Annotated in this window: 10 protein-coding genes; 2 read left to right on the top strand and 8 right to left on the bottom strand. The window is 37.4% G+C overall.

Annotated features, from left to right (window positions below; translation table 11 throughout):
• Window position 1: 1 nt before the first annotated feature.
• Window positions 2-3,337 (bottom strand): DUF4175 family protein, encoded by a 3,336-nt coding sequence (locus tag ABIN91_RS24695; protein WP_348054414.1) that lies wholly within the window; start codon window positions 3,335-3,337, stop codon window positions 2-4.
• 173 nt (window positions 3,338-3,510) lie between these two features.
• On the opposite strand from ABIN91_RS24695, the gene ABIN91_RS24690 reads away from it, so the two are divergent.
• Both ABIN91_RS24690 and ABIN91_RS24685 read left to right on the top strand, forming a co-directional pair.
• A complete protein-coding gene (locus ABIN91_RS24690; RefSeq protein WP_348054412.1) occupies window positions 3,511-3,948 on the top strand; it encodes a hypothetical protein in 438 nt (145 codons plus the stop codon).
• A gap of 41 nt (window positions 3,949-3,989) precedes the next feature.
• The gene (locus ABIN91_RS24685; RefSeq protein ID WP_348054410.1) at window positions 3,990-7,097 is read left to right on the top strand and encodes an AsmA-like C-terminal region-containing protein; all 3,108 of its coding nucleotides are present in this window, start codon (window positions 3,990-3,992) and stop codon (window positions 7,095-7,097) included.
• Window positions 7,098-7,202: 105 nt separating this feature from the next.
• Here the strand turns inward: ABIN91_RS24685 and ABIN91_RS24680 are convergent, their stop codons facing one another.
• The 7 genes from ABIN91_RS24680 to ABIN91_RS24650 all read right to left on the bottom strand — a co-directional run bounded on the left by ABIN91_RS24680 (window position 7,203) and on the right by ABIN91_RS24650 (window position 14,227).
• Entirely contained in the window at window positions 7,203-8,552 is a 1,350-nt protein-coding gene (locus ABIN91_RS24680; protein WP_348054408.1) for a sugar transferase, read from the bottom strand.
• Window positions 8,553-8,726: 174 nt separating this feature from the next.
• Window positions 8,727-9,290 carry a D-sedoheptulose 7-phosphate isomerase gene (locus ABIN91_RS24675; protein WP_348054406.1) on the bottom strand — a complete coding sequence of 188 codons (564 nt, stop codon included), beginning with the start codon at window positions 9,288-9,290 and terminating at the stop codon, window positions 8,727-8,729.
• Window position 9,291: 1 nt separating this feature from the next.
• Entirely contained in the window at window positions 9,292-10,293 is a 1,002-nt protein-coding gene (rfaD, locus tag ABIN91_RS24670) for an ADP-glyceromanno-heptose 6-epimerase (protein WP_348054405.1), read from the bottom strand.
• Window positions 10,294-10,304: 11 nt separating this feature from the next.
• Complete coding sequence (gene rfaE1, locus ABIN91_RS24665; protein WP_348054403.1) at window positions 10,305-11,258, bottom strand: D-glycero-beta-D-manno-heptose-7-phosphate kinase; 954 nt, start codon at window positions 11,256-11,258, stop codon at window positions 10,305-10,307.
• A gap of 38 nt (window positions 11,259-11,296) precedes the next feature.
• Window positions 11,297-12,208: a glycosyltransferase family 2 protein gene (locus tag ABIN91_RS24660; RefSeq protein ID WP_348054401.1), complete on the bottom strand. Its 912-nt coding sequence runs from the start codon at window positions 12,206-12,208 to the stop codon at window positions 11,297-11,299.
• Complete coding sequence (locus ABIN91_RS24655; RefSeq protein WP_348054399.1) at window positions 12,205-13,074, bottom strand: glycosyltransferase family 2 protein; 870 nt, start codon at window positions 13,072-13,074, stop codon at window positions 12,205-12,207. Before ABIN91_RS24655 ends, ABIN91_RS24660 begins: the two co-directional genes overlap by 4 nt.
• Window positions 13,067-14,227 carry an O-antigen polymerase gene (locus ABIN91_RS24650; protein WP_348054397.1) on the bottom strand — a complete coding sequence of 387 codons (1,161 nt, stop codon included), beginning with the start codon at window positions 14,225-14,227 and terminating at the stop codon, window positions 13,067-13,069. The genes ABIN91_RS24655 and ABIN91_RS24650 overlap by 8 nt, the downstream gene beginning before the upstream one ends.
• Window positions 14,228-14,233 lie beyond the last annotated feature (6 nt).

Raw genomic sequence — 14,233 nt, 5'->3', positions numbered from 1 at the left:
ATTATTTACCATTTATTTGATCAAAGTATATTTTAATTTTTGATTTGTAATAATAATTCAACGTTGGCGAAACGGTCCGTATTTGTTCCGTTTGTTTGTTTTTCATTAACTGGTAGTTTTGTAGTGCCTTTATATAACCCGGCGCCACATCTTTCCCTGCTTTACTTTCCCGTTGTTGATCCTGATCCCGTTCCTGTTCCGCTTTTTCGGCCTCGAGCATCCGCGATTTTATTTGCTCTTGTCGCTTAACCGTCTCTTCCGATATTTTCTTGTTTACGAGATCTTTCTCCGTTTGTTCCATTTCTTTCGAAATATTGTCCAGATTGCCCAACGGCTTACGGCCATCCTTGTTATCTTGCTGGTTAATTTGCTGCAAACTTTGCCGTATCATTTGCTGCTCACGCGCCATTTTTGCAAACTGTTCGCTCATCTGTCCGGGGTTACCACCCTTGCCATCCTTACCCGGATTACCTTGCTGTTTCATCTGTTCACGCGCCTTTTGCATGTTCTCGTTCAGCTTTTGCTGCATCTGGTTTAGTTGCGACATGGATGGTTGTTTCTTTTTACCACCCTTACCACTTTTGGCATTTTTCATTGCGCTTTGCAACTGGCCCAACGCTTCATCCAACATTAATGCCAAATTATTCATAGATGTCATGGCAAACTGCTGATTGTTGTTGGCTTCACCCGTACGCCTGTCGCCCAAATTGGTTAATGCCAGCTCAATATTACTATTAATTATGCCTATTTCCTTATTTACCGTTGATTGAATTTGCGGAACCCGTTTGCTTAACGAATATAAGCTATCTTCCACATTCTTCATATTATCCTTAATATCCTTTTGTTTTTGCGCCCACACAATATATTGCGGGTCGGCAATACTTAGACTGCGTAAAGTCTGCATGGTTTTCTCCTGGTCAAAAGAATTTGTTACCAAATTTTTGATCAATTCCCTCAGCTCTTTGGCATTCACATTATTCTCCTTCTCTTCGCCTTCCTGCTGCTGTTGCTGCAGTTTTTGCGCCAGTTGCTGCATTTGCTTGCCTGCATCTTGTTGTGATTTTGAAGCCTTCTGTTTGTTATTCTTACTCAAATCGTCCGAGCTTTTATCCATCTGCTCATTTATCTTTTTTTCGTCCTCTTTCGGGTTTTCAAAATTGGTCTTCTGCTCTAGGTCCTCATTCTTATCTTTCACATCATCTAAGGCTTTCTCAATATCTTTAAACTCCTTCTTAATATCTTCCTGCTGCTTTTGCAGGTCTTTAGCATCCGCGTTATCCTTTTTACTTTGCTCGGCCAGTTTTTGTTGCTTTTCGGCCAGTTTATTCAGGTGATCAATATTCTCTTTAACCTTTTGCTCAACCTCTAATTGTTTGTAAAGTTCCAGCATCCGGTCCAGTTCCTTTTTCAGGGATTTATTATCCATCTGCATTTTAGATAGCTCATCCTGCGTTGGGTCTTTCTGGTTTTCCTGTAAAAGCTTTTCCAGGTTCTTTAATAACTGGCGGGTTTTCTCGTCCAGCACATTGTTAAACAAATTCTCTATCTGTTTTTGTTTATCTAATATCTCCTGATCATCTTTCTTATTTTCCTGGCGGTTCAGCAAATTTTGTTTGTTTTCTTTCTGGATATCCTGAACCATATTTTCCAATTCCTTGCGCTTCTGCAACAATTCCTGAACCTGCTTCTTCTCATCAAATGATAATGAGTTCTTATTCATCAACAGTTCGTTCAGCTTCTTAGCGTTCTTTTCTACCTCTGATGACAGCTTAATAGCCGAAGCCATTTTGTTTTTAACCGACTGTGTACTGGCATCCAGTTGCTGGTTCAACTCCTTTTCGGTAGGTACATGCAAAGTATGCTCGGCAGATCGTACCCTTTGCGCACCCGTTACCGAATTATTATCGGCCACCTCAAAATAATAACTCACTTCTTCGCCCGGTTTGGCATCCAGATCCTTCAAATTCCAGTAATGGAAAAAGTCGGCCTGGTTCGCATTCAAATCAGCCTTTACTGTTTTACTATAAGTTCGCGGTTTGGCATTGTCATGCGACGATACGGTATAATGGAACGTTAACGACGAAAACCCGTAATCATCCTGAATCTTTCCGTTAAAATAAATAGCCTTCGAACTTACCGAATCCGGCTTTTCATTCACCTCAATGCTCGGCGGTTGATCGGCAATAATGTTGATCCTGTAAGATGCCGAATCGCCACGGCGCACCATCTGGTTAACCGCTTTTAAAGTATAGCTACCTTGCGTTAATACCCGCTCAGTATGCAAAAAGGTATTGCTTTCGCCTTTAATTTCCAATGTGCGGTTGTTCATTTCAAACAGCATACCACTCGCGTTTTGGGTATGCAGTGTCCAGCGAACGGTTGTGCCTATAGGCAAAGTCAAATCACCGGCATTATTCAGTTGTTCGTTCTTTTTATGAATATAAGCCGGGTATTGCAATTCCACATCGAAGTGCAACAGCGATGGTTTCAAATTCACACTGATCTGGTATTCCTGCGATGAAAAATCATTTCCCATCAACTTAAACCGGATGCTTTGCTGCAAATTAGAAAATACATAATGAAACTTGCTGATGTTATCCTTATCCAGCTTAAATGTATTGCTACCCGTTTCCAGATAAACATCATTCGGAAATTTATCTCCAACCAGCTTCAGGTCCAGTTTAAAATCTTCGCCCTGCACTACCGAAAGCACCTTATTGGTAATTACAAACTGAAAGGGCGACTTAGGCGCGAAGTACTGGTTATGTTTGATCAGCCTCTCGGTACTTTCTCTCAACATACTTGGTGCCGTAAAAGCCAAAATCACAATCACACAAAATGGCACTACAACCCATTTTAAATACTTAGTATTCTCTTTGATCTTGATGGCGGATGGAAAGCTAACCGGTTTGAGCGAAACGATCTTTTGATCAATACTCGCCTGTATCAACGCGCGTTGGTTCGGGTTCTCGTCCGACAAGCGTTTCAATTGAAGCGTATTCAGCAGCTTATCCTTAACATCGCTAAAATGCGTACCAATAATTTCGGCAGCCTCATCATGACTAATGGTACTCCCCAAACGGAAATAAGCAAGCAGCGGCGGCAAAACCAACCAGCCAAATACAGCCAGGTTAAGTAAAATATAACCAAAAAATAAAATGCTGCGCAGTACAGTGTTAAAATTACCCAGGTATTCGCTCAGGGTAACTACCACAAATCCCGAAAACAATATGGCACCCAAGAAGATAACGCCACGCAGTAATTTATTTAAATAATACCTGCGTATAAACGTATCAATCTTCTGTATCAGTAAATCGTAATTACTAATTTGCTGCATGGTGGTTTATTAAGCTAATGTACTAAACATTGTGTTAAAACGCCGTATTTGTTGGTATAATTGCCTGTGGGTAACTTAAAAATCACATACGATACTATACCCGCAACTTACTTTAAATAGTAATAACCGGGTAATTTATAAATTGCTAATTTTGTAATACTAAACCAAATATCATGAAATTAATTGCCGCTGCATTTTTGCTTACCGTTGCTACAAGTGTAGCTTCCGCTCAAAGTCTTTTAAACCGCGCGCAAGCTGCTGCTTCATCACAGGGCATTACCGCACCATCGGTTTCTTCGCTACCATCATTAACTAATATTACCGGCGCTAAAAATGCCATTATGGGCAAATTAACCCCGGCCTTAGGTTTAACCACTGCCGAAAAACCAGCCGTATCAACCGATGTTACAGGATTTTTAAAAGACAAAGCCGCTATACTGCCCTTATTAAACACCGATAAGGCCGCTTATGCAACTAAGTTTACAGGCTTGCAAAGTGGTTTGCTTGGTAAGTTAAAAACAGCTTTAACAGCCGCGCAATACGCCAAATTATTGGGATTAAAGCCTGCCGCCCCAAGCGCAACCAATGTTCTTTCGACCTTGTTTTTCTAAATAATCTGCCGCTACTTCCCTATCACCACTTATTTATTTTTATGAAGATCCCTGTAAAAAAGATTTTATTCAAAACGGTTAAAATAAGTGGTATAACTATAGGAAGCATTTTATTACTGATGTTTTTGGTGCCGATGCTATTCCCGGGAACGGTTACCAAAAAAATTAACGAATGGGCAAATGGCAACATCAACGGGCATATTGTTTTTTCGGGCACAGAGCTTTCCTTTTTTAAGCACTTCCCAGCACTTACGCTTACCTTGAACGATGTTACCTTAAAAGGCAGCCCACCTTTTGAAAACGACACCCTAATTGCCGCCAAAGAAATATCGTTGGGGATTGATCTTCCGTCCATATTCAAAAGTAAGATCAACATCAACAAAATATACCTCAGCAATGCCTTTATCAACTTACAGGCAGATAGCAGCGGCAAGGCAAATTACTACGTTTATAAATCATCCGAACAAAAAACGGCTAGTAAAGATAGCAGCAGCACATCACTGGGCATTGATCAGATCCTGATAGAAAACAGCCGCCTGGTTTATCACGACCGCTCGCTACCCATGCTGGTAAATGCCCGCGGCTTTAACTACACCGGCAGCGGCGATCTAAGCAAGGATATTTTCGACCTCCATACCCATACCGAGATCAAATCGTTGGATATTTATTACGCCAATCAGGCCTACATCCTCAACAAAAAAGTAAATGCCAACCTGGTCACACAGATCAATACCAAATCGCTGGCCTTTGTATTTCAAAAAAACGATCTGATGATCAATCAGCTCCCGGTACAATTTACCGGTAAGTTTGAGTTTTTAAAAGATGGTTATGATATGGACTTTAAGATAGACTCGCACGAAAGTGATCTGAGCGATATCTTTACGGCCCTGCCTGCCGAGTACCAAAAAATGCTGGAACAAACCGATGTGGATGGCTCGGGAAGCGTGCAGGTTTCGCTGAAAGGTAAATATATTGTTAAAGACAACATTAAACCCGATCTGGATTTCAAACTCAAAATTCGCGATGGTTTTGTAGCTAATAATAAATCACCATCACCGGTAAAAAACCTGTATCTTAATTTGGAGTCGAGAGTGCCGGGCTTAAATCCTGATAGCCTTTTCCTCAATATCGATTCCATTTACTTTAACATTGATAAAGACTATTTCAGCTCCGTTATACGTGTTAAAGGGGTGAAAGAGCCCCTGATCTACGCCAAAGTAAACACCGAGATCGATCTGGAAAAATGGAACCACGCCTTCGGGATCAAACCATTCCAGATCAAGGGCCGATACTCAATGCATTTGCTGGCCGAAGGTAAATACGCCAAAGGTATCATCATCAATAAACATAAAAAGGCGGATACGATTATTACCAGCATCCCAAAATTCACCCTCACATCGTCATATAAAAACGGGTATTTTAAATACGCCAGTCTACCCCAGGCCATTCAAAGCATCAGCTTTAATTTACAAGCTAACTGTCCGGATAATAACTACAAGCACATTAGCATGGCTATGGATAACCTAAACATAACCGCGCTTAACAATTACATTAAAGGTTACTTCAAACTTAGTAATGCAGATGATTTCCCGATCAATGCCGGCCTGCAATCCAAACTCAATTTAGCCGATATAAAACAGTTTTACCCTATAGATAGCCTCGACCTGAAAGGCGATCTGAGCACCGACATCAAAATTAAAGGTAAATACATAGCCGCTAAAAAACAGTTCCCGGTAACGGTGGTAAATATTAGTTTGCAAAATGGCGCTATCCAAACTAAATACTATCCTCACCCAATCCAAAATATACAGGTAAATACGGTTATAACCAATAACACGGGCACAGCAAACGGCACCAAAGTTTGGGTTAAACCGATATCGTTCGAGTTTGAGGGAGAGCCTTTCTCGCTCAAAGCAAACCTGCAAAACTTTGCCGATCTGGAATATAATATGGCCGCACAGGGCACTATCAATATTGGCAAAATTTACAAGGTATTCGCCGTTAAAGGCTATAATGTAAATGGTAGCGTAACGACCAATGTAAACCTCAAGGGCAAACAAAGCGATGTAACCGCCGGGCATTACGATAAACTGCAAAACTCGGGCACGCTAAAAGTTAAAAACATAACGTTAGCATCAACCCTATTACCGCAGCCATTCACCATAACCAAAGGCAATTTCAGCTTTAACCAGGATAAAATGCTGTTTGATAGTTTTGTAGGCGAATACGGCAGCTCACAAATTATATTGAACGGCGCATTATCCAACGTCATCAACTATGCTATTAAACCCGGCTCAACCCTTAACGGCGATTTTAAACTAAGCAGTAACCTATTAGTAGCCGACGATTTTATGGCTTACTCTGGCTCGCCGCAGGCAAACACCAGTTCATCGGGCGTTATTGTAGTTCCTAAAAATATCAACCTCAACTTTACCGCCGACGTAAAAAAACTAACCTATAACGATCTGGTCCTAAAAAATGCAAAGGGCCAGATGACGGTTAATAATGGCACCATCACCCTAAAACAAACCGGCTTTAATATGATTGGTTCACCGGTAAGCATGGATGCCACTTACATGAGCTTAAACCCAAGCCGGGCGTTTTTTGACTATCACATCAATGCCAAAGATTTTGATATCCAGAAAGCGTATAAACACATCAAACTCTTCCACGATATGGCAACCGCCGCAGAGCACGCGCAAGGCCTGGTATCATTAGATTACCACTTAAGCGGAAAACTGGATGGCGATATGATGCCAATATATCCATCATTAAAAGGTGGTGGGGTATTATCAGCCAAACAAATTAAAATGCGGGGCTTTAAACTATCTAACGCTATAGGTAAAGCATCCAAACATGATAGCATTAATAATAATCCTGATGTATCACAGGTAAACATCAAAACAACCATAGCCAATAACATTATAACCATTGAACGTACCAAAATGCGTATGGCAGGTTTCCGCGCCCGTTTTGAAGGTCAGGTTAGCTTTGATAAAAAGATGAATTTACAATTCAGGCTTGGCTTGCCACCATTAGGTATCATAGGCATCCCGATGAACATTACCGGCACACAGGATAAACCTAAAATACGCTTAGGCAAAGGCAAAAAAGAAGATGAGCTGCAAGCCACAACCGGCGAAGATTGATATGTAAAATAAATCCTTGTTTTTACGACAGGTTATAAAAGGGGTCCACTTGGTGGTACAATGGCAAGTAAATAAAAAGCTTTCGCTTTTTTGAGTCCGAGCCTATTATTTACCCTTGCCCTGAACCATAACTTTAACCGTTTTAAGGATAATGCTCAAATCGGAATTCAGGCTTATGTTTTGTAGATATACTAAATCATAACGCATTCTGTCACACATTTGGTCAACATTTTCAGCATATCCATAATGCACCTGGCCTATTGAGGTTAGTCCTGGTTTTACGCGTAATAGTTTTTTATAATTCGGCGTTTTTTCAACAATCTGTTCAATAAAATGTTGTCTTTCGGGTCTCGGACCAACAACTGACATATCTCCACGTAATACATTCCAAAACTGTGGCAATTCATCCAGCCTGGTTTTACGCATAGCTTTGCCCCACTTTGTAACACGAGGATCGTCTTCCCTAGCCAGTTGTGGCCCCCATTTTTCAGCATCAATACGCATGCTTCTAAATTTGTGAATGTAAAATGGTTTTTCATTCCGGCCAATTCTTTCCTGGCGATAAAAAACCGGGCCTTTTGATGTTGTTTTGGTAACTATTGCCAATATTAAAAATATCGGCGAACCAAATACCATTACACCTGTTGAAAACAGAATATCAAAACTCCTTTTCAAAAACCTGACCTTCATGGCTATCTCCGGGTGAGACGTAATATGCAATACAGGAAGGTTATTGTAATTTACTAACTGGGCTGCATTATTACTAAGTATCAGATCAGAAACAACTTTTATTTTTATAAAGTTATTATCGCCAAATTTTATAAGTCTCTTTAACAGTTCGCTATCCATTTGCTTATAGCAAATAAATACTTCATCTGGCTTCTTACTTAATAAACTTTCTGTTAAAGAGTCTTCGTTCATTGTCAAAATACGCTCTTCAGAAATAAAATCGGCTAAATCATACCCATACTCCGGGTGATGGTTAAAAGATTCCAATAGTCGTTGTGCAATTTTTTCGTCTCCTATTATAACTATCTGCCTGTGGTTGTATCCTTTTTTCCGGGCATAGTCTAAAAAAAAGAACACTACTGACCTATAAATTATAACAAAGGTAAAGAACAGCACATAGGAAGTAAGCAGGAACAGCCTTGAAAAATAACCTAAGTGGAAAAAATAAAAAACCGTAAATACAATAAGTAAATGGTACATCAGCGTTAACATAAACCTGTTTATGTTATCACTTAACCGCAAGGGCCTTTTTATATTAAAACTACCGCTTATGGCTGAAACACCCAGCCAGATAATGTTTACGAGGAATAAAAATAAAGATAATTCAGTGCTTGAAGACGTAGATTGGGTTTCAATTAAGTGCGAATTATAAACCGCTAGGTTCAATAATAATAAATCCGTTACAAATATAAACCCAGGAAAATACTTTGAGTAACGTATCGACATATATTTTAATTTAAGTCAAAAGTAAAGCTTTTTTTAATAAGGGCTGCATTTATTATTAAATTGACAATAAATACACACTATCCTTATGTTAAACCAAAAACGATGCCAATAGTTTAATTACATAAATTTTTTATTTAGGTTCAAATTTATTTATGATAGACGTATACAATATTATCAGCAATCGGCATCTATAGCCTCACAAATAATATGACCAATTAAAATATGCATTTCTTGTATACGTGCCGTTATATTTGAGGGTACAACGATATTGATATCCGAGCATATATTCATTTGCCCACCATCTCTGCCTGATAATCCTATTGTTTTACATCCCAGCTTTTTACCAGCCTCCAGTGCTTTTACCACATTGGGGCTGTTGCCACTTGTTGATATGCCGATAAGTACATCATCTGCATTAGCAAGACCTTCTACCTGCCTTTCAAATATACGGTCAAATCCATAATCATTTCCGATAGCTGTAATTGCAGATGTATCGGTAGTTAATGCTATTGCAGGCAATGAACGCCGTTCCTTTACAAATCTGCCGGTAAACTCGGCTGCTATATGTTGGGCATCAGCGGCGCTGCCACCATTGCCAAATAGCAAAACTTTATTGCCGCCTTTGATGCAGTTTATTACAACACTACAGGCCTGAGCAATACTTGCATTCAATTGAATAGACGATGTTTTTGCTATTTCTATATGTTGCTCAAAAAATGCCTTAATGTTTTCTTCCATCTTAATAAATTTCACCTTTGGCCAAATATTTCCTTACATACTCACCTATACCTTCTTCTAATGTATAAAATTTATCGATATAGCCAGCCAAATGGAGTTTTTGCATGTTTGCTTCGGTAAAGTATTGGTATTTATCTCTAATGTCTACAGGCATGTCAATAAACACCACGTTGGGGCTTTTATCTAATCCTTTAAAAGTGGCACATACTAAATCATAAAAACTTCTTGCGGTACCGGTTCCCAGGTTATACAAACCATTTTTCGATTTATCCCATTTTTCATCAAGCATTGATGTCATCATCCAATACATAACCTTCAAAAGATCTTTTACATATACAAAATCACGTAATTGCTCTCCATCTTTAAAATCGGGGTTATGGCTTTTGAATAGTTTAACCAAGCCCTGTTCATTTATCTGGTTAAAAGAGTGCCATATCACACTGGCCATACGTGCTTTATGGTTTTCGTTAGGGCCGTAAATGTTAAAAAACTTTAACCCTGTCCAAAACGGCGGATGCGTATTTTGTTTTATTGCCCATTTATCAAATTCATTTTTACTAATACCATATGGGTTAAGCGGCTTAAGCTGTTCAATTACATCATGGTCGTCGTTATAACCTAACTCGCCACCACCGTATGTTGCTGCTGATGATGCGTAAATAAGCGGAATATTTTGTTGTACACAGTAATGCCACATATCCTTTGAGTACTGAACATTTAACTCTTCATGAATTGAATAATCAAATTCTGTAGTGTCTGTACGGGCACCCAGGTGTATTACAAAATCAATTTTATAGGGTTGTTGTTTTTGAGTTTCAAAAAATATTGCACGGTTAATTACGCTGCTGTATTTTTTGTTTTCCCAGTTTGGAGTTTTGTTGACTATATCAAAATCATCAACAAGTATCAGGTTGTAATAACCTTGTTCATTTAGATATTGAACCATGCATGAACCAATAAAGCCGGCTGCGCCAGTTACTATGATGGTTGAGTTATGATCCATGTCTTTATTTACTAATTCAATAACTTTTGTTCAACCTCATCAAGCGTAGCTGTTGCACTGCCTACTTTACTTACAACCACTGCCGCTGCATGATTAGCGAAATTACAAGCCTCTCTTAAGGTATAGCCCGATGCAAAAGCTAAACCTAATGATGCTAGTACGGTATCGCCAGCGCCGGTAACATCAACAACATCTATAGCCTTAGTTGGTATAATTTCTAAAACATCCTCATTAAAAAAGGCCATACCATCTTCTGACATCGTGATTATAACGCTATCACATTCTGTTATTTCTTTAATTTTTTCACAAGCTGCTCTTAAACTTTCATAGTTTGTTATATTAATACCCGATGCGATTATGGCTTCTTTTTTATTTGGCTTAATTACGTTAACACCCTTGTATTTTGAAAAATCAATGCCTTTAGGGTCAATTACAGTAAGTATACCTTCGGCCTTGCAAATAGCAAAGAGGTGTTTTAATAGTGTAGGAGATAATAGGCCTTTATTATAATCAGATAATAAAACGATATCATAGTTTTTGATATTTTTTTCAAGCAATCGGATCAGTTGATTTGCTATGTTATTATTGATAGGCCGAATATCTTCTTTATCCAATCGGATAAGCTGGTGGTTAGATACCAAAACTCTTGACTTTACAGTTGTACAGCGTTCTTCATCATTAATTAGAGTAAAGTTAAATACGCCCATCGCATTTAAATGTTCATTAACGATTTGAGCATTGTCATCGTTTCCAACTACCGACATAACGTTTGCGTTTACATTAAAAGATTTTAAGTTTTTTAAAACGTTACCGGCCCCGCCTAATGTATATTCTTCCTCTTTTATTTCTACTATTTGTACCGGAGCTTCTGGCGATATCCTATTACAAATACCGTATATATAATGATCTAACATCATATCACCGATAACCAACACCTTCACGTCGTTTTTTACTGAAACGTTCATATCTTAATTAGTTTTATTTACTATGGCATTAAAATACTTTATTTCCAATAAAATGAATGCATGGACAGCTTCTTAAGAACGGAAAGTGGCATTCTTTTAAAAAATCTGCCTGTATTATATCCCAGCCATTTAGCCAAAACAGAGTTTAGTGATTTAGGTAAAGTTTTCCAATCATTTTTAATTACATAACTTATTTCTGATTTTATAAACTTTAATCCTTCGCCTGTAGGTTTACCAAAATCGGTTAAAAGCCACTTATTTTGTTCATGAAAAACACGGGTATCAAAATAACGTTTAAATTCCTCTGTTAAAGTATAACTATGTGAATGGTAAACAGTCGCATCAGCTACATACGCCTTTTTAAAGCCCGCCGTTAACATTTTGGCTGCAACAATAGCGTCTTCGCCCATAATTGAATTGGACGGAAATCCACCAACCCCATTTAACATACTAACCCGGTATGCCGAAAATGAATTGGAACAAAAAAAAGCCTTAAAACCAAGCCGATCTTTATCTGATAACGTAAGCGTATTAGAAATTGATGGATAATTGTATAATCGGGCGTGAGTTTCAAGCGTTTTTGCCCCCTTGTGCGGCAGTTGCCTGCCATATGCCATACCAACGTCTAAATCTTCAAATACTTTCGTAATATTTGCAATGCTATCAAAAGAAGTTAATATTGCATCTTGGGTTAAAAAAACACAAATATCTACATCCTTATGTAGGTTAACCAGCTTTTGCCGTGTAGCACCATGATTAAATTCATTTTTATTAATTTGAATTATCTCGAAGCCATACTGCTTAGCCGTATCAATTGTGTTATCTATAGAGCCAGAGTCTATTATGGCCTTATGAGCAATTGATATGTTTTGAGTAGATATGCTTTCTAAAAGTAGAGGCCAATCAATACCAGCATTTAATGTGGGAATATAAACTGCTATTTTAATCATTTTTTGATGTCTTTGTAGGCTTTTGAATGTGCGTAAGCATATTTCAAAGATGATTTTAGTTTCATACTGCTTAAAAAAACCGCTGCAAAAACTTTGGCAAAAATATAACCAAGTTTGAAAACATTAATTCCATTAGGAAATTTAACCTTCGCGGCCATGCTTACTCTTTTGTAAACATCATCATAACTGTCATTGTGGCTATGCAAAATATTGTAGGCATGAAAATAATATAGTTTTCCTTGCTTTTTTAATACCGCCTCTGCCCATATTTCGTCTTCTCCAAAAAGAACGTCTTCAAATTTTACTAACTCCCAGTGAGCTCTGTTTATTATGGCTGCAGCATTAGAAAAACTGTGTTTTTTTACTATTCGAATAGGTGAAGACAGCGGATATCGTGGAAATCTATTTTTCAAAAAAGCTTTATCGTAGTTAGAATAGCCTAATATTTTGTTGGGTATTTGTCTAAAATATCCTGATCCAATGTCATCTTTAATAAAAAGGTATGAATCTTCTAATAATGACGGATCTTCTAATATGATATGTCCTGAAAAAAAGTATACCAATTGGCTGTTTGTAAGCTCCATCATTAAATTACAACTGTCGCCAAATCTAAATTCATTTTTTGTGATTGTATAAATGTTACAATTGTAAGTTTGTAATAACTCTAATGTCCCATCTGTACTTCCACTATCTAAGAAGGTAATTTCTAAATTGTTATATATTGTTTGCTTAACTAGAGATTCCCAAAACAAACTCAGTGCTCCTAGTTCATTCATTACTCTAACAGCTATTGAAATTAAATAAGGCTTGCCTGAAGCCTTTTGAGATTGTATTTTACAAAGGGATAGATAGGTGCTTTTACTCATATGCAGGATCGTTTTTTTTGTTGAAGCCTGCAAAAAAGATAGCAATCCAAACAAATTGGAAAACAACAGGTAAATATACAAACATGTTATAAAATATTGATAAAACTAAAATTTGTATAAGTATAGCTCTATAAAAGAAACGCTTAATACCCTTTACCCACCACACCAAATTACTGATTATGCCAATGGCAAAAGTGAAAATAATTATGCCCATGTATCCCATATCAATATAGGGTGACACAAATGCACTACTTACATTAAATGCCTCGGTTACTAAGTCGCCTCCCGTTGTATAATCAGCAGGGTTAAATATTATATTTCTAATAACACTAGGAAATAGTAAAGCTAAAGTATTTGGGAAAAGGTAATGATAGTGTGTAATACTAAAAGTAAAATTGAATAGTAAATTATTTATTGGCGTTGTTACATATATGTAAGCCCACAAAAAACCCGAGGGTAACCAGAGTGGCCAATTGTCTGACGGGCTTGCCAAAGCAAGAAATGCATCGCCACCGGTGCGCAAATCGCCTAATATTCCAAAACCTGTTACTATGATTAACATGTAAAATATAATTTTTAAGAGTACTTTACGCTTTTCTTGTGAAGTAATAAAATTTATCACAAAGATTTCTATCATCAATGACACAATTACTTGTCTTGATATTAAAATTATATTCCAAATTATAAAGCCAATTGTTATAATAAGATATTTTTTCTTTTTTGTTATTTTATAGTAATATGAAGAAATTAAAGCTAATACTAAACCCAACGCGTTTGTAAACCCATGAATAGATGGTATTCCATAATCGGTATAAACTTTTCCATTACCTATAAATAACCAGGCTAATGGTACCCCTTTTGAATAAATCACCTCAATAAATGATAGGATAATTAATCCAATCAAAAATTTGTCGTATTTTTTAAAAAAGTATTCATTTACATTGTAAATTATATCTGTGCTTAAGGATACTTTTTTTTTAAAAAAAAATGCAAATGTGTAGCCTGAAAAAAAGGTTATAGTAATAAGAGCATAAAATTCCCATGCGGTTGAAATGCTTTCTTGAAGGATGTTGCTTAACCGCAAAGAAAAGAGCAGTATAACAAATAACCAGGTTAAAGCGAATAATATTACTGGTTGAAAAAGTTTACTCATTTAATT

It is taken from the genome of Mucilaginibacter sp., assembly GCF_039921305.1.
Taxonomy (GTDB): Bacteria; Bacteroidota; Bacteroidia; order Sphingobacteriales; family Sphingobacteriaceae; genus Mucilaginibacter.
This window is presented reverse-complemented; position numbering and strand designations above follow the sequence as displayed.

Excerpts from the sequence above, each read along its gene's own strand:
- ABIN91_RS24685 (WP_348054410.1), top strand. The coding sequence starts at position 3,990 with ATGAAGATCCCTGTAAAAAAGATTTTATTCAAAACGGTTAAAATAAGT.
- ABIN91_RS24695 (WP_348054414.1), bottom strand. The coding sequence starts at position 3,337 with ATGCAGCAAATTAGTAATTACGATTTACTGATACAGAAGATTGATACG.
- ABIN91_RS24690 (WP_348054412.1), top strand. The coding sequence starts at position 3,511 with ATGAAATTAATTGCCGCTGCATTTTTGCTTACCGTTGCTACAAGTGTA.
- ABIN91_RS24655 (WP_348054399.1), bottom strand. The coding sequence starts at position 13,074 with ATGAGTAAAAGCACCTATCTATCCCTTTGTAAAATACAATCTCAAAAG.
- ABIN91_RS24675 (WP_348054406.1), bottom strand. The coding sequence starts at position 9,290 with ATGGAAGAAAACATTAAGGCATTTTTTGAGCAACATATAGAAATAGCA.
- rfaE1 (WP_348054403.1), bottom strand. The coding sequence starts at position 11,258 with ATGAACGTTTCAGTAAAAAACGACGTGAAGGTGTTGGTTATCGGTGAT.
- ABIN91_RS24650 (WP_348054397.1), bottom strand. The coding sequence starts at position 14,227 with ATGAGTAAACTTTTTCAACCAGTAATATTATTCGCTTTAACCTGGTTA.
- rfaD (WP_348054405.1), bottom strand. The coding sequence starts at position 10,293 with ATGGATCATAACTCAACCATCATAGTAACTGGCGCAGCCGGCTTTATT.
- ABIN91_RS24660 (WP_348054401.1), bottom strand. The coding sequence starts at position 12,208 with ATGATTAAAATAGCAGTTTATATTCCCACATTAAATGCTGGTATTGAT.
- ABIN91_RS24680 (WP_348054408.1), bottom strand. The coding sequence starts at position 8,552 with ATGTCGATACGTTACTCAAAGTATTTTCCTGGGTTTATATTTGTAACG.